We start from the raw sequence: 20,033 nt of genomic DNA on the forward strand, positions 1-20,033 counted from the left end.
TAAAATCTCAAAACATTTGGGTTAATCTCTGCCATACTTGGGAAAAGAGATTATTATTCCTAACTTGTATTTTTTTAATTTCTGTAATTTTAGACAAATCCTGCTTAATATCTGTAGCACTTTTAGAAACGCTATTAACCGCCACTGTCGCTCCCATCTTCTCATGAAGAGGATTAAGTGTTGAAGCAGAAGCCATAGGCGTCTTATTAAATGGTGTTAATTCTTCAGCTACTTTATCACTTTTATAACGTATTTTCTTCTCTGAATCAATCTCATAATTTGTATATTTTCCAGAAGCATAGAGGATTAATCCAATGGCTGTTGCAAACTCTGGACCTTTAAGATTATCAAACAAGCCTTCAATTTCTAAAGGTTTAGCAAGACGAACAGGAATGCCAAATAATGAAGATGCTAATTCTCTTAAACCTTCTAAATGAGTCATTCCACCGGTTAAAACAATACCACCTCCCAATTGTTCTTTAAGCCCACTTTGCTCAAAATTTTTAAGAAGAATAATTAAAGTTTCTTCCACCCTTGCATAAATAACATCATTGACTAATTCTAAAGAAACTTGATGGGTTGCTCCATCATCCCCGCCAATTACAGGAATTTCTATAACATTTTCTAAATCTTCTTGCTTTTTATAAACTTTCCCATATTCTATCTTTACTTTTTCAGCAATAGTTTGGGGGGTATGGAGTGCCATCGCCAAATCATTAGTAATATGATTAGAACCAACGCCTAAAAAATCATTATACCGCATAGAGTTTCCGGCATGTATCATCAACTCACAAGTGCTTCCACCCATATCAATACAAGCAACTCCAAGCTCTTTTTCATCTTCACTTAAAACAGCTATTGAGGAAGCATAAGCAGATAAAACAATATTTTCAATTTCAACCCCAGCAGCTTTGACTGCTTTGCGTAAATTTCCTAAACTTGACTTTTGCACCGTTACAATCCTAACAAAAACTTCTAAACGACCACCTGTCATTCCCATTGGATCATCAATAAAATCTTGCTCATCAAGTTTGAAATTATAAGGCAAAATATGAATAACCTCATATTCACTAGGGATTGAAGCATTGTAAAGTGCAGTTTGTATAACGCGATTTATTTCCTTAATTCCAATCTCATTATTAGGAATATTCACAATACCTGAACTATTAACACTTCTAGTATAAACTCCAGAAATAGAAATAACAGCTTTATCAATAGTTGTTCCAGCTACCCTTTTAGCATCATTAACAGCATTTTTTATAGCACGACTAGCTTGTTCGATATTGGTAATAGAACCCTTTTTTAGACCTTGAGATTTATGACAACCTGTGCCAATAATGTGCGGTACATTGTCTTTAGAAGTGGCGATAATTGCACAAATTTTTGTTGAGCCAATATCAATACCTAAAATGGTCTGTTCCAAGAGTATTCCTTTATAATGCTATTCCATTTTAATTCTTAGAGTTTCTAACAACTTTATAAATCTTTGATAAATACTCTAAAAATTCTGATTCAACCAATCTTCCTTTGACTTGAATGCCATTTTGGATAAGAAATTCCAAATTATGCGAAATTATATCAGATTTTTTAACTCTTTGTCGTAAAATTTGATACAAAACTGCTTTATTTGTTAGCAGAATGTATCCTTTTTCTTTTTTTACACTCAAGAGTTGATTAATAAAATCTCTACTTTCATTTTTATCTAACCCCTTAAATACTTCTGTAGTATCCTTATTCACATAACCAACATCAATCCCCTTAAAATTTACCAATTCCTTTTTTGCATTTTCTTCTAAAATTTTTGCTTTTTCAAAACTCACATAATCTTCTCTAGCATCATTTTTAGCCTCTTCATAAGTTTTTGATTGACTAGAGATAATCTTAAGCACCTCTGCGGTAATATAGGAATCATTAACTTTAATGGGCTTAAGCGTTTCCTTTTCATTAGCTTGGCTTAAAAGATTTATAAACTCAACACCATAACGATTATCCCCCTCATAAACAATAGAATTTTTTGCCTTTTGATTTTCACCTTTACGCAAACTAATATATTCTTTTAACGCTTCCTTTTGAGCTTGTGAATCCTTATAATCTTCAATCACTCTATTTTTTACTTCTAAAAAAGGCAAAACCTGCCCTTCCTCATTAAGAAATTGATTCTTAAAATCTTCATAATATTTTTTAATATCCTCTTCATTATAATTTATATCTTTAACATTAACACTTACACTAGAAATTTCATAACCTCTCTGTGTCTGATAAATATCTTGATTTTCTTCCCAATATTTTTTAATATCCTCTTCTTTTGCAACAAATTTAATATCCTTTTTATCTAATACTTTAATTTGCACCCAATCTTCAACAAAATAAGCTGCCTTTAACATATCTTCTTCTAAGGGAGTAAGGGGCATATCTAAAAGTGCATTGAGTTTTTGGAGCAATAAACTCTCTTGGACACTTTCTTCAAAATCCTTAGGTCTTAAATGATTCTCTTCTAAGGTATTTTTATAAAGCCCCTCATCAAAAACTTCATTATTTTTAAAAACCTCCATACTAGTAATCTCTTTTATTATCTCTTCCTTACTTACTCTAAGTCCTAAATCGTGAGCATAATTTAACATAAGTGCATTGATAATAAGGTTATTAAGGGCTTGTTCTTCAATTCCCATTTTTTTTGCTTGTTCTTCATCAAGCTCCCCACCCATTAATTGATTATAAATACTATAAAGCCTTCCATATTCTCTTTGCATTTTTTCAAAGCTAATTTTTGTATCACCCACAATAGCTACAGCATTATTCGTTAAAGAGAAATTATAATTCCCCCAACCAACAAAACCAGCACCTATAAAGGCTATCGTGCTGACCCAAACAGTGATAATAAAATATTTTTTATGTTTTTGCATAAAACCAATCATAGAAAACCTTACTCATAAATTTTGCAATTCTAAGTTAAAAATATTTAAAAGTGGTTAAATTTCAAGTATTTAACCCTTAAAAAGTGATGAGAGAATATCTAAATTATTTTTTGTGTTTTCTTGTTCTTTATTATTGTTTTCTAAATTCTCATTAGTATTTTCTGCTTCCTTTAGCTCTATCTCATAGCCTGTAAGCATAGAAGCTAAACGAATATTAATACCATTCTTACCAATTGCTTTTGGTTTTTGATCGCTTGAGATGGTTACAATTGCTTTTTTATCCTCAAGAATCACGCTGATAACTAATGCCGGAGATAACGCCCTTGCTATATAAATTTCTGGCTGGGAAGAATATTCAATGCAATCAATGCTCTCATTTTTTAACTCTTTAGAAACAGCATTAATTCTCACACCTTTAACACCTACAGTCGCACCTACAGGATCTATTTTTGCTAGAACACTCTTTAGTGCAACCTTTGCTCTCTCACCAGGTATTCTAGCACAATTGACAATTTCAACATCACCATCTTTAATCTCTGGAACTTCTAATTTTAGAAGCTCTTCTAACATCTTAGGGGTAGTTCTACTAAGCTCAATAACAATCCCATTTTGCCTATCAATATTAATATGACGCAAAATAGCACTCACAACTTGCCCTACATTAAACTCTTCCCCTTTAATGCGATTCTTTTTAGGCAAAATTACACGAATCTCATCAATTTCTATATAAGTATTCCCAAGATTATCTATCCTTACAACACTTCCACTAACTATTTTTCCTAACTGGGCTTTGTATTTATCAAAAAGTTGGGTTTCTATAAGCCGTTGAATCTTATATTCTAACTCCCTAAAAAGTGCATTAATGGCACTCCTGCTCATATCTTCTAAACTTAATTCATAACGTAATTCATCACCAACTTTAATCTCACTATCGTGCTTTTTAGCCTCTAAAAGCGTAATAAAATTGTTTTTATCTTCTTTTACCTCATCATCATCAGCACATACACTTATAACTTGATAGAGATGAAGGGTTTTATTTTTTTTATCAATTTCAGCATCATAATGGATATTTGAATCTAAAGTTTGTTTTGCTACTTTGATAATAGATTCTTTAACCGCCAATGAAACGCTCTCTATAGATAACCCCTTTTCATAAGCAATACCCTCAATAATATCTAATATCCTTTCCAAATCTTTCCTTTTCTTGACCAAAAAATATGAATTTTAACTTCTTTAAAAAGCAAAGATTCTAGCTTAAATTTTCTTTATAAGTGCTTTATTAAATTCTTAAAAGGACAAATATTATTCTTTAAGCAAATAGAATATATAATTAGCCATTTTCTCTAAAAATTTTAAGGAAAACTTATGGATATTAAATTAGCACGAGAACATATTAATCAAAAACCCGTAAAAATAGCTATCAAAAAATTAGAAGAAATGTTAGAAGCCAAAAAAACCGATATTTTTTATTGCGATAAAGAAAACTCTCATAAAGAAATTACAAATTTAATAGAATATTTTGCAAAAAAGGGAAAACACGCTTATTGTAGGGAAGTTCGTTATGGATTAGATGAAGGCGATTATATGTATGAAATACATATTATGTAAAGATTGACCCTTGAATAAAAAGCTTTATATTCAAACTTTAGGTTGTGCCATGAATGAACGTGATAGCGAGCATATCATCGCAGAGCTAGAAGAAAAAGAAAATTATCAAATTACAACCAACCCACAAGAAGCTGATTTGATTTTAATTAATACTTGCAGTGTTAGAGAAAAACCTGAAAAAAAATTATTTTCAGAAATTGGACAATATGCAAAGATAAAAAAAAATGACGCTAAGATAGGCATATGTGGTTGCACAGCAAGCCATTTAGGTGAGAGTATTTTAAAACGTTCCAAAGCTGTTGATTTTGTCTTAGGGGCTAGGAATGTCTCTAAAATCTCCCAAATTATTCACCAAAAACGCGTTGCTTGGGTGGATATTGATTATGATGATAGCTCCTATATTTTCAGTTCTAAACAAAATTCAATCCTTAAAGGAATGATTAATATCTCTATTGGTTGTGATAAAAAATGCACTTATTGCATTGTTCCCCACACAAGAGGTAATGAAATATCCATTCCCACCCATTTAATCATCAACGAAGCCAAACGTCTAGCCAATCAAGGCACTAAAGAAATATTGCTATTAGGACAAAATGTCAATAACTATGGCAAAAGATTTAGTATCCCCCATCGAAAAATTAATTTTACGCAACTTCTTTATGAAATCTCCCAAATTGATGGCATACAAAGAATCCGCTTTACTTCTCCCCACCCTCTGCATATGGATGATGAATTTATCGAGGAATTTGCGCATAATCCGAAACTTTGTAAAGCCATTCATATGCCCTTACAAAGTGGCTCAACAAAAATACTACAGAAAATGAAAAGAGGATATACAAAAGAATGGTTTTTAAACCGCGTAGAAAAAATGTATTCTCTTATCCCCCATCTAAGCATTAGCACAGATATTATTGTTGGATTCCCTACAGAGAGTGAAGAGGATTTTTTAGATACTTTAGATGTATTAGAAAAGGTGCAGTTTGACACACTCTATAGCTTTATTTACTCCTCACGCCCACATACAGAGGCTGCTAAATGGATTGAAAATAAAGAAGTTGGAGAAATTGATGAAGAAGAAGCTAAAAGGCGTCTTATTCTCCTAAAAGATAAGCATAGAGATATTCTCACTCAAAATAACCAAAAAGAACTTAATAATATACATTCTATTCTTTTTGAAAGCTATGACGAACAAAATAAACTCTTAGAAGGAAGGAGTGATACTAATAAACTCATTAGGGTAAAAGCAGGAAGAAATCTTGTAGGAGAAATTTGCAAAGTTAAAATTTCTGAAATCAAAGGCGCCCAACTCATAGGTGAATTAATGTAATTATGAAAATTACTAGGAAAAAACTACAAAAAATACTTCTTCAAAAAATATTCCTTTATGGAATTCCTTTTTTTTCTTTTATTGCTGTTAGAATGCTTGCATTTGTATGCCGCTTTGAATACAAAATATCTTCACAAACCTTAGACTTTATTAAAGCTAATCAAACTTTTATTGTCGCATTTTGGCACGGAGAATTGTTTATGCAACCCATAGTCTTAAGGCATTTTTATAAACATAGGAGAGTTTATGTATTAATTAGCCAACACTTTGATGGAGAAATTATTAGCCGTTTAGTGAAGTTTTTTAAAATCTATTCCCTTCGTGGTTCTAGCTCCAAAGGTGCAATAAAGGCTTTATTAAAAGCTATTAAAAAACTACAGCAACAAGACTTAGTTGCTATCACACCTGATGGTCCAAGAGGTCCTTATCATAGTATAGCAGATGGTATCGTATTGCTATCCCAAAAATCTAATAAACCCATTATTATCTCTCGTATTTATTACCACAATGCTTGGGAATTTAAAAGTTGGGATCATTTTAAGATTCCAAAACCCTTTAGCAAAATAACTTGCGTCATTAAAGAACCTTTCTTATTAGAAAATTTCTCCTTAGAGAAAGCAAAAGAATATATCAAATCCAAAATGGAAGAAGATAGATTTTGAAAATATTACTTATTGGGCTCATAATTAGTATAGTAGGGTATTTTTTCCTCTCTCCCTCTTACACTTTAAGCCGAAAAGCCCAAAAAGCTTATGAACAACAAGACTTTCAAAAAGCCTATGAATTCTCCGCACAAGCTTTAAAGAAAGATAGGTATAACAAATCTGCTTTTCAAATCCATAACCAATCTAAACAAAGAATCAATATCCAAAACTTCCTAAAAAGAGCGAAAAAGGACTTTGAAGATGCACTAACAATTCTTAAAAAGTCAAAACTTAACCCCCAAGAACTCTTAGAGCTTCAATGGATTTATGATGATTTTTTAGCACATTATAATAATTTATTCTTTACCAACAAACCCACAGAACAAGAAAAAAAAGCGATAGAAGAATATTTTAATTGGTTTAAACAATTAAAAAATAAACTCTTAGAAGCTAAAGAAAAAATGAACTTAGCTAAAGATTCCCAATCCCTTCAAATATTAAAATGATTCTTATAAATTTTAAATTTCTAAAACCCAACAAATTTAAACTTATCTTTAAATTTCATTGAAAACTTTGTAATTTTTAGATAAAATTAAAAAATAATTCAGCAAGATACATAACACAAACACAACAAGATATTTAAGGCTTTTAGATGAAGTTTTTTTCTTTATTTTTATTACTGCTTAATTTTAGTTTTGCACAATTTGATACCATTACTTACAACACAAAGAGCGAAGAAATTTTAAAAACTTTTGATATAGAGCCAGATTTTTTAAATGATGAATATTTTATTAATGTTAAAAATAATTTTCTAACTGATATGCGTCAAGAACGTTTATTAGAAAAATTTCAAGAAGGCTATAACTTTATTCCCACACTTAAAGAAATGTTCCTTAAAGAGAATATTCCTCAAGAATTTTTATATCTAGCAATGATTGAATCAGAATTTTCACTTTCAGCAAAATCCAGCAAACAAGCTGTTGGGATGTGGCAATTTATTCCAACAACTGCAAGATCCTTAGGATTAGAGATTAATACACAAATTGATGAACGTAAAGACCCTATTAAATCCACACAAGCAGCTATAACCTACCTTAAAACATTGAAGCAAAACTTTGGAAAATGGTATCTAGCCGCCATAGCTTATAATTGTGGTGAAGGAAGGCTAAGAAGAGCCATAGCGACAGCAGGTAGCGACTCCTTAGCCATTTTACTAGATCCCAATGCAAAATACATTCCTCTTGAAAGCCGTATGTATATTCGCAAAATCCTTTCAGTATCATTATTATTTCACAATATAAATACGCTAAAAACTAAGGATTATGATTACTTTTTAAATCGCGGTGCTACTTCCATTTTAACTTCTATTGAAGTCCCTCCAGCAACACCTCTTAGCCAAATTGCTAATCAAGCTGGATTAAGCCTTAAAGAATTAAAACAATATAATCCTCATTTCAAAAAAAACTTCACTCCAACAAAAGCAAAAACTTACACGATTCACTTCCCCTATAAATTCCTAGCATCCTATAAAGAAAAAAGTGCCAATCAACAAATGCCATTATCTTTTCTCATTCATCGTGTTAATAAAGGAGATACTATTTCATCCATTGCCAAACGTTATGGGGTATCTTTAAAAACTATTACACAATACAACGCCATTAAGAACGCTAATTCTCTGTCTATTAATCAAGAAATTATCATTCCCATAAACAAAGGATAAGGTATAATGAATAAACCCCATTACTTTTTATTTGTTTTCATTAGTTTTATTTTTATAAGTTGCAGCTATAAAAGCACCTCTTATACTCCTGGAATAACTCCACCCAATTATGGTTCTATGAATAACAGCCATCAAGTACATAAAGCCACTATGCGCCCCTATCAGATTAATGGGAAATGGTATTATCCTACCACAGTAGCTTTAGGAGAGAACTATGATGGAATTGCAAGTTGGTATGGACCCAATTTTCATGGCAAAAAAACCTCTAATGGGGAAACCTATAGTATGTATGCCCACACAGCAGCACATAAAACTTTGCCTATGAATACCATTGTTCGCGTAACCAACAAAGAAAATGGCAAATCAACCATCGTTAGAATTAATGATAGGGGTCCTTTTGTAGCAGGTAGAATCATTGATTTATCCAATAGTGCTGCAAAAGATATTGATATGGTAAAAAAGGGCACAGCAAGAGTTAAAGTTGAAGTTATCGGATTTAATGGTGCTATTTCTAATTCTATACCTTTAACTAAAAATGTGTTAGCCCAAAGTGAATACAAAGTAGCCCAAACACAAACAAGTATGCAACTCTCAAAATTTCTCGTCCAAATTGGTGCTTTTAGAAACAAAGAAGGTGCTATACGATTCCAACGCACACACGCTTCATCACACGGATATAAAGCTATCATTAAAGAATATATGCTAGATGGAACACCAATTTATAGAGTAATGCTAAGTGGATTCCAAAGTGAAAATGAAGCTAGAGACTTCATTGCGTCTCAAAAAATTAGTGGTGCATTTATCACAACGGAGTAAAAATGGAATCTTTAACAAGAACAACAAAAGAAACAAATATCACGGCAAAACTTGATATTTATGGCAAAGGGGAAGCAAATATACAAACAGGTATAGGTTTTTTTGATCATATGCTCCACTCTCTTTGCAAACACGCTAGGTGGAATCTAGAGTTATGTTGCAAAGGGGATTTACATATTGACTTCCACCATAGTGTAGAAGACTGCGGCATTGTCATAGGACAACTACTCAAGCAATCCCTTTTCCCTATCCAAAAGATAGAGCGGTTTGGGAATGCCTCTGTTGTAATGGATGAAGCTTGTGTAGAATGCGATTTAGATATTAGTAACCGACCATTTTTGGTCTTTGAATTAGATATTAAAGGAAAAGTTGGGGATTTTGATTGTGAATTAATAGAAGAATTTTTTCGTGCTCTAATTTTCAATGCAGGCATCTCAACACACATTATTCAAAAACGTGGTAAAAATAATCATCACTTAATAGAGGCCGCCTTTAAAGCCTTTGCTGTAGCAATCCGCAGAGCTTCTTTTAAGGATGAAAACATAGAGATTCCAAGCACTAAGGGAATTTTATGATAAAACTTGTTGTTTTAGATGTTGATGGAACATTAAGTGATGGAAAAATCACCTATACTAGCAATAATGAGGAAATTAAATCCTTTAATGTCAAAGATGGTCTAGGAATTGCAACTTGGCTACAATTAGGTAGAAAAGTAGCTATTATCACAGGGAGAAATTCTAAAATTGTAGAAAATCGTGCTAAAGAGCTTCAAATCACTTATTTAAAACAAGGTATTCATAATAAGGCAAAAGCCTTAAAAGAAATTTTAGATCACTCTAATATTTCTAGTGATGAAGTCGCTGTAATAGGGGATGATATTAATGATTTGAGCATGATAAGAGCTGTAAAGTACTCATTTGCACCTAAAGATTGTGCAAAACCCCTTAAAAAAGAAGTTTATAAAGTTCTTAAAAAAAGAGGTGGAGAAGGAGCGGTTAGAGAAATGATTGATTATTTAATCAAAAAAGAAAAACTAAAAAAGCAGTTTTATGAAATCTTTATCTAATCATCAGCAACTCCAAAGATTTCTAATTGCATCACATTTTACAAGAGGGAATCTTGTCATTTATTTTTTTCTTATTTTAAGTCTTTTTAGTATTCTTATGGTGGGTGTTTTAGGTATTGACAAAGAAAATAAAACGTTGTTTCCTCAAGAAGCTATTGTACGTTTTGAAATTTTTGATTTTAATTATTACAAAATATCCCCTTTAGGGGTTGAAATTTTTGCTTATGGAAAAATTGGAAGAGAGAATAAAAAACAAGAAAATGAATTGGAAGATTTTAATATCAATCATTATCTTTTTGACACCCACACTCAAGAAACTTTGCATTCCCACTTTGCCCTCTACGATAATAATACTATCAACTTTCCTCAAGGGGTTTATTATATCCGTAACGACACGCAATTTTGGAGCCAGAGAGCAACTTATACTCCCTCTTTAAAAGAACTTTTAGGGAATGGGGATTTTATCATTGCCTCTAATACTTACCGCATTAAAGGTAAAAATATTACCTATAAAGATAATAAAATCTCTGCAAATACCATAAAAGGTATCTTAATAACGGATAAAGAATGAAAAATCTAATATTTTTGCTATTAATAATAATGCTTTTGCATAAGAATGGATTTGCTGATGAAATTGAAGTAAGTGCTCAAGAATTTATGGGTGATGAGAAAAAGAAAATCACACATTTAAAAGGGAATGTAGATATTAAACGCAAAGGTGATAGACTACAATCTAGTCAAGCTTATATTTATTTTGATAACAAAAATAAGCCCAATAAAATGCAAGCAGTGGGTAATGTTCAATTTTGGCTCACTTTAGAAAATAATCGCAAAATAGAAGGAACTTGCAATGAAGTAGTCTATCTACCTAATATTGAAGAATACCAACTATTAGGCAATGTTATCGTTAAAGAACCTGCACAAAACAATGAAATAAAAGGGGATAAAATCATCATTCGCTATAAAGATGGCTATATTAATGTTATAGGTAATAACAATAAACCCGCTCGTTTAATCTTTAAACTTGACAAAGAACAACAATGATTCACTATCAACTACTACGAAGCTCTTTTGTTACTTCCGCACAGAATATCTTAGAATGTCCCTCACCCCTTTTTAGTGAAGTAGTATTCTTAGGAAGGAGCAATGTAGGAAAAAGCACCTTTATTAATCTCCTTTGCAACCAAAAAAATCTTGCAAAAAGCTCACAAACACCCGGTAAAACACAACTTATTAATTTCTTTTTAACAGAATGGTTTAATCAAAATCAAGGAATCTTAAAATTCTATTTTGTGGATTTACCGGGATTTGGTTATGCAAAGGTTGCAAAAACCCAAAAAGAACTATGGAATAAAAACCTTATAGAGTTTTTACAACAACGTGATAACATTAAGCTTTTTGTCCATTTAATTGATAGCCGACATCCTTTTTTAGAAATTGATAAAAACTTGGTAAGCTTTATCACAAGATTTTTAAGAAAAGACCAAAAATTCCTACAAATTTTTACAAAATTTGATAAACTCAATGCTAATGAAAAAGCAAAACTCAAAAAAGCATTTACTACCGCAAAATTTAGCAGTAGCCTACAAAAAACAAATATAGTAGAGATTCGGGATTTTCTTATTCAAAACACTTTGGGGAAATAGCTATGATTATTACACAACCCACCCTTAAAGATATTCCTTTTATGCGTGAGCTTTTAGCTCCAGAAGTTGAACGTGGAATTATTTTAGAACGTCCTATTGAAGTTATGGCAAATATGATTCGCTCTTACCATATTGCTTGGGAAGAAGAAGAAATTTTACAAACGCAGCAAAAACTTCATCTATCGCCTAACAATTTAGAGGAGCTTAAAAGACCAAAAATGCTTGGCTTTTGTGCTTTACATATCCATTCACAAACATTAGCAGAAATCCGCAGTCTTATTGTCGCACCCTTTATGCAACGTAAAGGAATCGCAACCGCTTTAATTTTAGATTGTATCAAGGAGGGAGTAAAACTTAATATCAGTGAAATTTTAGTCTTGACTTACAAAAAAGTCTTATTTGAAAAATTAGGATTTATTGAAATTCCTAAAGAAAAAATTCCTAACCAAAAAATTTGGGCGGATTGTATCTTATGCAAACATTTCCCTCTATGCGACGAAGTAGCACTCATAAAACATATCTAAAAATTTCTTTTTGGATTTTTCTTGTTATTTATGTTTCTATCACAGATATTATTTATTATTTGCCTCCGCTTTTTGGGATTATTTATGTCCTAGCACAAGAACATTATGAAAATGAGGAATTTAATATCTTCTATTTTCTTGTCCCTTTTTGTATCTTTTTTGAAGCAAGCAAAGGTTTTCCTTTTTTAAGCATTGTGCTTTTTATGGCTTTTTCTTTTAAAATTATCCTGCCAAGATTTAGAAAACTCTTTGGCTATCATAAAGCTTTTATTCCACTTTTTATTTTTTATGCCTATTTTGGCTATTTTGGATTCTTATACCTTTTTCGCTTTTTTTATGAGGTTCCAAGTTTTTCTTGGCTACTACTCTCTTATGCAATATGTGAATCTATCCTTGTTTGGCTATTTTTATGGATTATAGAATGAATAATAGAATCATTATTGTTTTTGCAGTCTTTCTTGTGTTTTGGATAGTATTATTAATAAAAATCTTTAATGTTAGTGTGCTATCTTATAAATTTTATGAAGAAAAAGCCATTAATAACACTTTAAGGGAAGATCCCATTATCCCCACTAGAGGTCAGATTTCAGATCGCAATGGAATTCCCCTAGCTACTAATACTGTTGGGTTTATGATTTCGCTTCCACCGCGTTTATCTTTACGTTCTCAATCTAAAATCCTAGAAGAAGAAATAGAAAGGATTCTGCCATTTTTTCCACAATACACCAAAGAAAAGCTCATTAGCAATTACAAAAAGGGCGATTCCCCTTATAATCACGATTATATCCCCATTATTAACTTTGTAGAACACGATGTGATATTAAAATATTATCCAGAACTTTCTCAAAGTGAAATCTTACGCATTATCCCTTTTGCTAAACGTTACTACCCAAACCTTACAAGTGCCTCCCACGTTATTGGATATGTAAGCAATGCAAACAATCAAGATATACAAAAGCAGCCTATTGCCAAATACACCAATATCATAGGCAAAGAAGGATTAGAGAAGCAATATGATACCTATTTACAAGGTGAGATAGGATCAAGAATTGTTAAAGTAACCGCCCTCAATAAAGAAGTTGAAGTTGTATCTTATAAAGAAGCTATTGAAAATAGAGACTTAACCACTACCCTAGATATTAGAGTGCAAAAAGAAATGGATAAAATTTTTGAAGGACAAAATGGTGCAGCTATTATAATGAATGCACACAATGGAGAGATTCTAGCAGCAGGAAGCTATCCAGAATATAACCTTAACCACTTTATTGGAGGAATCTCTCACGAAAATTGGAATGCCCTGCGAGATAGTCCCTATAAACCCTTAATTAATAAATTCATCAATGGACTTTACCCACCTGGTTCTGTGATAAAAATGGGAATGGGTTTAGCCTTTTTAGAATACGCCCAAATTGATGAAACAACAGAAATTAAAACTCCACCCTTTATTGAATTAGGAGGAAGAAAATTCCGTGATTGGAAAAAAGATGGGCATGGAAGCTCTGACCTTTTAAAAGCCATCAAAAGAAGTGTTGATGTGTATTTTTATATACTCTCACAAAGAACAGATTTTCAAAATATTGCTAATATTCTTAGACAGATGGGCTTAGGACAAAAAACCGGGGTGGATTTACCTAATGAATTTATAGGAATTGTTCCTTCTCCAAAAATTAAAAAAGAACGTTACAAACAAGATTGGTATACTGGTGATAGTATCGTTAGCTCCATTGGACAAGGTTTTTTCTTAGCCACTCCTTTACAAATTGCTAATTATACTGCCCTCATAGCTTCTGGAAAACTCCCTACTCCACATTTTGTTAGTCAAATGGGAGAGAATATAATTACCATACCTCCTAAAGATACCTTAACAAACTTTCAAAAAAGCAAACTCCCTATATTAAGAGAGGGTATGCGTCAAGTTTGCAGTGAAGTAGGAGGGACAGCTTATTTAGCTACACAGGAGAGCAAAGCTTATTTAGCGTGTAAAACAGGCACAGCACAAGTTATAAAAATTTCTCAAACCGATCAAGAAAGGCTTAAAGAATCAGAGCTAGATTATTTTCATCGCTCACAAGCTTGGATTACAGGCTTTCTCCCTGCTAATAATCCACAATATGTGATTACTATTATGGTAGAACACGGAGGCAGTGGATCAGGAACTGCTGGACCGATATTAGCTAAACTTTCTAATGTTTTAGTTGATCTAGGCTATGTGCCAAACAAACAAAATAGCTTTATGAAGGATACAACCAATGATTAATCATTTGCCAAAACTTTTAGAGGGGAAAAAGATTATTTTGGGGGTTTGTGGTAGTATCGCAGTTTATAAATCCATTGAAATTTTACGCTTCTTAGAAAAGCTTGGTGCAGAAATTCGAGTAGTTATGAGTGAAAACGCTAAGGAATTTATCCAACCTCTTCTTTTTGAAGCCCTTAGTCATCATCAAGTTTTACATAAAGATTCACAAAATTGGAGAAAACCTCCTTGCAATCATATAGAATTGGCAAGATGGGGCGATATGTTTTTAATAGCCCCAACAACTGCTAATACCCTTAATAAAGTTGCTTGTGGCATTGCTGATAATATACTCTTAGAGAGTTTTTTGGCTTTTGATAAGATTAAAGCCATTGCTCCAGCGGCAAATACAAAAATGATAGAAAATCCCATAACCAAAAAATCCTTAGAGGTTTTATCACAAATGAATATCACCATTATTGCCTCTCAAAGCAAAGAATTAGCTTGTAAAGAAATAGGTAATGGGGGGTTAGCAGAGCCTTTAGAGATTATTTATGAAGTCTTAAGAATGTTTTTTAAAGATAACTTTTGGTTACAAAAAAAGGTTTGTATTAGTAGTGGTGGTAGCAAAGAAAAGATTGATAATGTTCGCTATTTATCAAATTTTTCTAGCGGAAAAATGGGGGCTAATCTTGCTTTAAGTGCTTACTTTTTAGGGGCAGAGGTACGCTATATCTACTCAGCAGAATCTTATCCCCTCCCACTAGGTATAAATAAAATAAAAGTGCAAAGCACACAAGAATATTTACAAGCCATACAAAATTGGCAACAAAAAATCCAAAATCCAAAAAACTCCTATTTAATAATGAATGCAGCCATTAGTGATTATATTCCACAAACATCTGCTTCTAAAAAACTCAAAAAGCAAGAAATAGGCAAAGAATGGAATCTTCTTTTAAAAGAAAATATAGATATTCTACAAAGCATAGAAAAATCTCAAATTACCATTGGTTTTAAGCTAGAGGATGAAAATGGTATCAATAACGCCTTGCAAACTTTACACAAAAAATCTTTAGATGCTATTTGCCTTAATGAAATTTCATCGAACTTTACCCCTATGGATTCTAAAGAGAATAAAATCCTTTGGGTAACAAAAGATTTACAAAAAAATCTAGGATATGCTGATAAACTGCATTTAAGCTTTGCTATTTTTAATGAGGCAAAACATCTATGATTAAGCAATTAGGGCAACTTGCACAGATTCAGAATAATTTACAAAATTCTGCAACACAAGCTACACAATTTAACGCAACTTTACCTATGCGTTTAGAGGTAATGGAGAAAATGCAAGGTATCCGATATATGCTAAAAATTGGTAATATCACTATGGAAACTAAGAGCCTAAAAGAGCTAGAAATTGGCGGAAAATATTGGGCGATGATGGCAAAATCTAATGGCTCTATCACACTTTCTAATCTCATTAAACAGCCCGATTTACTCAAAACACAAAATATCCCCTTAAGGCTCAACCCAGAGGCTATGGCACAATTCCTAAAAGAAGGAGAAAACCCTTTTGAGACAATGAAAGGATTTTTAATGGATAGACTAGCACAAGCAGAATCTAAATGGGAATTTGCCTTTTTAAGCCATATGCTAATGTCCCTAAGACAAAAAGTTCTAACACTTCCTCTGCACTATGATGAGAAAAAAGATGGATTCTTACAATTACGAAAAAAGCGAGCAAATAACCACGACTATTTAGAGTTTTATTCTGTTTTTGCAAATCTTGGTGCTACTTGGGGATATTTATACAAACTTAATAATGGAATTAAACTAGATATTAGTGTAATGTATGAGAGCATTGCGAAATTACTAAAAAATAATCTTAATGAATTAGAATTTATCAATCAAGTTAATATTCATACCAATAGCGAAATTAAACCCCTCTATGACTTTAATGATTTTCTTCTTGATTTAGAGGGATAAATGGAGGTTAAACACTTAGCTATCATTATGGATGGTAATGGGAGGTGGGCACAGAAACGTTTAAAACCTCGTTTTTTTGGTCATCAAGAAGGGGCTAAAAAGATTCAAAATATTACAGAATCTTGCCTATATTTAGGAATAAAATATTTAAGCCTTTATGCCTTCTCAACAGAAAATTGGAAACGTCCCCAAAAAGAAATTGATTTTTTAATACAGCTTTTAAACCAATACCTCACACAAAAAAAACAAATCTACTTAGATTCCAATATCCGCTTTAGAAGCATTGGAGACATCTCCATTTTTCCACAAAAGTTACAAGCAAAAATCAAAGAGCTAGAAAATTTCACAAAACATTGTAATAAACTCACGCAAATCCTTGCTCTTAACTATGGCTCTAAAGATGAGTTAAGACGCACATTTTTAAAACTTCATAAAAATAATTCTATTATTACCCAAGAAAGCATTACACAATCGCTTGATACAGCAGATTTTCCAGAAGTTGATATGCTTATACGCACAGGAGGAGAACAAAGGTTATCGAATTTTTTATTATGGCAAAGTGCTTATGCGGAATTATTTTTCACCAAAACACTTTGGCCAGACTTCTCTCACAAAGAACTAGCCCAAATGCTTGAAGAATTTTCTTTACGGCAAAGACGTTTTGGTGGGATTTAAGGCATTCCTAGAAAGCAGGAAGAATGCCTCCTCCATATTTTTGCATAATAAAATCTTTTACGCTTGGACTCTGTAAAGCCCTAATGAGCTTTTGGATATTTTCATCATTTTCCCTACCTTGTTTTACAACTAAAATATTTACATAAGGAGAATCTTTACTCTCTATGGCAATAGCATCATTAAGAGGATTAAGCCCAGCTAAAAATGCAAAATTCGTATTAATAATACTAGCACTAACATCATCTAATGTTCGCGTAAGTTGGGGAGCATCTATTTCTTTAAAGCTTAGATTCTTAGGATTTTCTATAATATCTTGCACAGAAGCAAGTTCCACATCTTTTTTAAGTGTGATAATGCCTTCTTTTTCTAAAATCCTTAAGGCTCTAGCTCCATTTGAAGGATCATTAGGAATAGAGATTAAATCGTTATTCTTTAATTCTTTCAAACTCTTGATTTTATTAGAATATACTCCCATTGGTTCTAAATGCACACCAGCAACATTTACAAGTGCAGTTCCTTTTTCTTTATTAAAGGTATTCAAATAAGGTTCGTGCTGAAAAAAATTTGCATCCAAAGAACCATCCTGCAAAGAAAGATTAGGGGTTACATAATCGGTAAATTCCTTTATCTCTAAACTAATTCCATCCTCTTGTAGCAAAGGAATAATTTGCTCTAATATCACTGCGTGAGGCTCTGGTGTAGCACCTACCACTAAAATAGTTTTTTCTTTTGTGCCATTATCTAAAGCCACTTTCATATCATCGCCACAACCACCCAATACTAAAGCAATGATTACTCCAAAAATACCTACAATTGTTTTAAACATTCTATTCCTTTTAAAATAAAAATTAATGTTTTAATTTTCTATACAAAAAATCTCCAAAGCTTTGAATAACTTGCACTAAGAAAATTAAAATCACGACAGTATATAACATAATATCACTTTGAAACCTATAATAACCATATTTTATAGCTATATCCCCTAAACCTCCACCACCAACTGCACCAGCCATAGCACTAAATCCAATCACCAAGATTAAAGCCAATGTAATGCCTGAAATGATACTTGGCAAAGCTTCTACCAACATAATCTTAAAAATAATTTGGATATTCCCAGCACCAAAACTTTGTGCTGCTTCAATAACGCCTTTATCAACTTCTTTAAGAGCATTTTCTAAAATTCTAACAATGAAAGGAGAAGCCCCGATACTAAGAGGGATAATCGCTGCCGTAGCACCGATACTCCTACCTAAAATCCATTGTGTTAGTGGAAATAAAACAATCATAAGGATTAAAAAGGGGAAAGAGCGTAAAGTATTAGTAATAGTGTCTAAGATTCTAAAAATTATTACATTAGGTGATAATCCCTTAGGGGAACAAAGAACAAGCAAAACAGCAGGCACAATTGCCAAAAGGGTTGCAATAAAGGTAGCCATAACACTCATATATAAAGTATCTAAAGTCGCCTCAAAAAGTAATTTTAGTATTTTAAAATCCATCTATTCTCCTTAAACAATCTCCCAACGCACTCCACTCTTGCTAAGATAGCTACAAACACCCTCTTGAAATTCTTTAGCAATATTAATCACAAGCACCCCTAAGACTATACCACCAAAAGATTCTAAAGAACCCCAAACAATATTAAAATTCATTTCTAAATTTCTAGCCATTTTTGTAATAATAGGGTTTTGTGCGACTTCTTTTGGGAAATAAATGCGGATATTAATGCCCTCTTTAGGTAAAATCTCATTCTCTCCTAAAAATTCTCGCATTTTTTTATCAGGCTCTAAAAATAACTCTTCGATATTCCCACTCTTTAAAACCTCTCCTGCTTCCATAAATGCAGCTTCTTTACAAATTTTTTTAACCACTTCCATCTCGTGTGTTACAAGCACAATTGTTACACCAAGTTCATCATTGACTTGTTTTAAAAGATCTAAAATAGAGCCTGTAATAGAAGGATCAAGCGCACTTGTAGCTTCATCGCTTAACAATAGATGAGGATTCATAACTAAAGCCCTAGCAATGGCAACTCTTTGTTTTTGTCCTCCACTTAATTCATTAGGATAAAATTGAGCCTTTTCCTCTAAGCCCACAAGCTCTAAGAGATTATAAATCTTTTTTTTATCAATTTTTTGCCTCCAACATTGCAAAGGCAAAATGACATTTTCATAAACATTTTTTCTATGCATTAAAGAAAAATGTTGAAAAATCATTCCAACTTTTTTTCTAAATTCTCTTAACTCCCTACTATTTAATTTATCAATTTCTACATTATTAATTTTTAAATGACCACTTTGGAAATTTTCTAATCCATTAAAAGTCCTAAGTAAAGTGCTTTTACCCGCTCCACTATGACCGACAAGACCAAAAATGATACCTTTTTTAATAGTAAGATTAATATTTTTTAAAATTTGTAAATCTCCATAACTCTTATTTAATTCACTCACTTCTATAAAATTCATAAAATTCCTAAAAATAATTTCAAACAATAATATTCTATCAAATTTTATTCTTTAAAATCTGCTAAAATTCCACAACTTTAAAAAGGAATGCCTAATGAAAAACTTACTAATTATTTTCTTTACCATAACCTTACTAAGTGCTCAACCTTGGGTGATGTTTAATGATTTAGATGATACTTATCTTTATGATCAAGCAAGCGGACAAGTTTATATTCGCATTAAAAAAGGTGGCAAAAATTATGAAGATACTTTTGTAAAAATGGGAATTATAGATAACAATAATTCCATCAAATCTCCACAACAACCCACACAAAACACAACAAAAGAGCAAAAAGAATTACTAAAAAAGGCTCAAGAAGCACAAAGGAGTATTCAAGAGAGTATTTTTCAAGATGAAAAATAATAGAA

24 protein-coding genes are annotated in these 20,033 nt (G+C 32.1%); 18 read left to right on the forward strand and 6 right to left on the reverse strand.

Annotated elements, in window-relative coordinates:
* Positions 1 to 7: 7 nt before the first annotated feature.
* The 3 genes from ftsA to nusA all read right to left on the reverse strand — a co-directional run bounded on the left by ftsA (position 8) and on the right by nusA (position 4,106).
* Positions 8 to 1,423: a cell division protein FtsA gene (gene ftsA, locus LS72_RS04780; RefSeq protein ID WP_034554381.1), complete on the reverse strand. Its 1,416-nt coding sequence runs from the start codon at positions 1,421 to 1,423 to the stop codon at positions 8 to 10.
* 28 nt (positions 1,424 to 1,451) lie between these two features.
* Positions 1,452 to 2,915, reverse strand: a complete 1,464-nt coding sequence (locus tag LS72_RS04785; protein WP_034554382.1) for a peptidylprolyl isomerase — start codon at positions 2,913 to 2,915, stop codon at positions 1,452 to 1,454.
* A 69-nt stretch (positions 2,916 to 2,984) separates the two neighbouring features.
* On the reverse strand, positions 2,985 to 4,106 hold the full coding sequence (nusA, locus tag LS72_RS04790; protein ID WP_034554383.1) for a transcription termination factor NusA: 1,122 nt from the start codon (positions 4,104 to 4,106) through the stop codon (positions 2,985 to 2,987).
* Positions 4,107 to 4,280: 174 nt separating this feature from the next.
* Between nusA and LS72_RS04795 the strand changes: the two genes are divergently transcribed.
* The 17 genes from LS72_RS04795 to LS72_RS04875 all read left to right on the forward strand — a co-directional run bounded on the left by LS72_RS04795 (position 4,281) and on the right by LS72_RS04875 (position 17,160).
* Positions 4,281 to 4,523: an HP0268 family nuclease gene (locus tag LS72_RS04795; RefSeq protein ID WP_034554384.1), complete on the forward strand. Its 243-nt coding sequence runs from the start codon at positions 4,281 to 4,283 to the stop codon at positions 4,521 to 4,523.
* A gap of 10 nt (positions 4,524 to 4,533) precedes the next feature.
* Positions 4,534 to 5,850, forward strand: a complete 1,317-nt coding sequence (gene miaB / locus LS72_RS04800) for a tRNA (N6-isopentenyl adenosine(37)-C2)-methylthiotransferase MiaB (protein ID WP_084590165.1) — start codon at positions 4,534 to 4,536, stop codon at positions 5,848 to 5,850.
* A 2-nt stretch (positions 5,851 to 5,852) separates the two neighbouring features.
* The gene (locus LS72_RS04805; protein WP_084590166.1) at positions 5,853 to 6,512 is read left to right on the forward strand and encodes a lysophospholipid acyltransferase family protein; all 660 of its coding nucleotides are present in this window, start codon (positions 5,853 to 5,855) and stop codon (positions 6,510 to 6,512) included.
* Complete coding sequence (locus LS72_RS04810; RefSeq protein WP_084590167.1) at positions 6,509 to 7,000, forward strand: hypothetical protein; 492 nt, start codon at positions 6,509 to 6,511, stop codon at positions 6,998 to 7,000. Before LS72_RS04805 ends, LS72_RS04810 begins: the two co-directional genes overlap by 4 nt.
* A 146-nt stretch (positions 7,001 to 7,146) precedes the next feature.
* Positions 7,147 to 8,214: a lytic transglycosylase domain-containing protein gene (locus LS72_RS04815; RefSeq protein WP_034554385.1), complete on the forward strand. Its 1,068-nt coding sequence runs from the start codon at positions 7,147 to 7,149 to the stop codon at positions 8,212 to 8,214.
* 6 nt (positions 8,215 to 8,220) lie between these two features.
* Complete coding sequence (locus tag LS72_RS04820; RefSeq protein ID WP_138155118.1) at positions 8,221 to 9,030, forward strand: septal ring lytic transglycosylase RlpA family protein; 810 nt, start codon at positions 8,221 to 8,223, stop codon at positions 9,028 to 9,030.
* Between the two features lie 2 nt (positions 9,031 to 9,032).
* On the forward strand, positions 9,033 to 9,605 hold the full coding sequence (gene hisB / locus LS72_RS04825; protein ID WP_034553348.1) for an imidazoleglycerol-phosphate dehydratase HisB: 573 nt from the start codon (positions 9,033 to 9,035) through the stop codon (positions 9,603 to 9,605).
* Positions 9,602 to 10,096 carry a KdsC family phosphatase gene (locus tag LS72_RS04830; RefSeq protein ID WP_034553347.1) on the forward strand — a complete coding sequence of 165 codons (495 nt, stop codon included), beginning with the start codon at positions 9,602 to 9,604 and terminating at the stop codon, positions 10,094 to 10,096. Before hisB ends, LS72_RS04830 begins: the two co-directional genes overlap by 4 nt.
* Positions 10,080 to 10,667 (forward strand): hypothetical protein, encoded by a 588-nt coding sequence (locus LS72_RS04835; RefSeq protein ID WP_052087250.1) that lies wholly within the window; start codon positions 10,080 to 10,082, stop codon positions 10,665 to 10,667. The genes LS72_RS04830 and LS72_RS04835 overlap by 17 nt, the downstream gene beginning before the upstream one ends.
* A complete protein-coding gene (locus LS72_RS04840; protein ID WP_034553346.1) occupies positions 10,664 to 11,140 on the forward strand; it encodes an LptA/OstA family protein in 477 nt (158 codons plus the stop codon). The genes LS72_RS04835 and LS72_RS04840 overlap by 4 nt, the downstream gene beginning before the upstream one ends.
* Complete coding sequence (gene yihA, locus LS72_RS04845; protein WP_034553344.1) at positions 11,137 to 11,742, forward strand: ribosome biogenesis GTP-binding protein YihA/YsxC; 606 nt, start codon at positions 11,137 to 11,139, stop codon at positions 11,740 to 11,742. Before LS72_RS04840 ends, yihA begins: the two co-directional genes overlap by 4 nt.
* Positions 11,743 to 11,744: 2 nt before the next feature.
* On the forward strand, positions 11,745 to 12,266 hold the full coding sequence (locus LS72_RS04850; RefSeq protein ID WP_034553343.1) for a GNAT family N-acetyltransferase: 522 nt from the start codon (positions 11,745 to 11,747) through the stop codon (positions 12,264 to 12,266).
* Complete coding sequence (locus tag LS72_RS04855; RefSeq protein WP_238700712.1) at positions 12,233 to 12,691, forward strand: hypothetical protein; 459 nt, start codon at positions 12,233 to 12,235, stop codon at positions 12,689 to 12,691. The genes LS72_RS04850 and LS72_RS04855 overlap by 34 nt, the downstream gene beginning before the upstream one ends.
* Complete coding sequence (gene mrdA, locus LS72_RS04860; RefSeq protein WP_034553341.1) at positions 12,688 to 14,523, forward strand: penicillin-binding protein 2; 1,836 nt, start codon at positions 12,688 to 12,690, stop codon at positions 14,521 to 14,523. Before LS72_RS04855 ends, mrdA begins: the two co-directional genes overlap by 4 nt.
* Positions 14,516 to 15,733 carry a bifunctional phosphopantothenoylcysteine decarboxylase/phosphopantothenate--cysteine ligase CoaBC gene (coaBC, locus tag LS72_RS04865; protein WP_034553340.1) on the forward strand — a complete coding sequence of 406 codons (1,218 nt, stop codon included), beginning with the start codon at positions 14,516 to 14,518 and terminating at the stop codon, positions 15,731 to 15,733. The genes mrdA and coaBC overlap by 8 nt, the downstream gene beginning before the upstream one ends.
* Complete coding sequence (locus tag LS72_RS04870) at positions 15,730 to 16,485, forward strand: hypothetical protein (protein WP_034553339.1); 756 nt, start codon at positions 15,730 to 15,732, stop codon at positions 16,483 to 16,485. Before coaBC ends, LS72_RS04870 begins: the two co-directional genes overlap by 4 nt.
* Positions 16,486 to 17,160, forward strand: coding sequence for a di-trans,poly-cis-decaprenylcistransferase (locus LS72_RS04875; RefSeq protein WP_034553338.1), 675 nt, complete (start codon positions 16,486 to 16,488; stop codon positions 17,158 to 17,160). It begins immediately after the preceding gene.
* A gap of 7 nt (positions 17,161 to 17,167) precedes the next feature.
* On the opposite strand, the gene LS72_RS04880 is transcribed toward LS72_RS04875, so the two are convergent.
* Genes LS72_RS04880 through LS72_RS04890 form a run of 3 tightly spaced genes read right to left on the reverse strand, consistent with a single transcriptional unit; the run spans position 17,168 to position 19,625 of the window.
* Positions 17,168 to 17,986: a MetQ/NlpA family ABC transporter substrate-binding protein gene (locus LS72_RS04880; protein WP_034553337.1), complete on the reverse strand. Its 819-nt coding sequence runs from the start codon at positions 17,984 to 17,986 to the stop codon at positions 17,168 to 17,170.
* A 22-nt stretch (positions 17,987 to 18,008) separates the two neighbouring features.
* Positions 18,009 to 18,659, reverse strand: coding sequence for a methionine ABC transporter permease (locus LS72_RS04885; RefSeq protein ID WP_034553336.1), 651 nt, complete (start codon positions 18,657 to 18,659; stop codon positions 18,009 to 18,011).
* Positions 18,660 to 18,668: 9 nt separating this feature from the next.
* Positions 18,669 to 19,625, reverse strand: a complete 957-nt coding sequence (locus LS72_RS04890) for a methionine ABC transporter ATP-binding protein (protein WP_034553335.1) — start codon at positions 19,623 to 19,625, stop codon at positions 18,669 to 18,671.
* Positions 19,626 to 19,719: 94 nt separating this feature from the next.
* Here LS72_RS04890 and LS72_RS04895 point away from each other — a divergent pair, with 94 nt between their 5' ends.
* The gene (locus LS72_RS04895) at positions 19,720 to 20,028 is read left to right on the forward strand and encodes a hypothetical protein (RefSeq protein ID WP_034553334.1); all 309 of its coding nucleotides are present in this window, start codon (positions 19,720 to 19,722) and stop codon (positions 20,026 to 20,028) included.
* Positions 20,029 to 20,033: the final 5 nt, after the last annotated feature.

It is taken from the genome of Helicobacter apodemus, from assembly GCF_000765745.2.
GTDB classification, from domain to species: Bacteria; Campylobacterota; Campylobacteria; order Campylobacterales; family Helicobacteraceae; genus Helicobacter_D; species Helicobacter_D apodemus.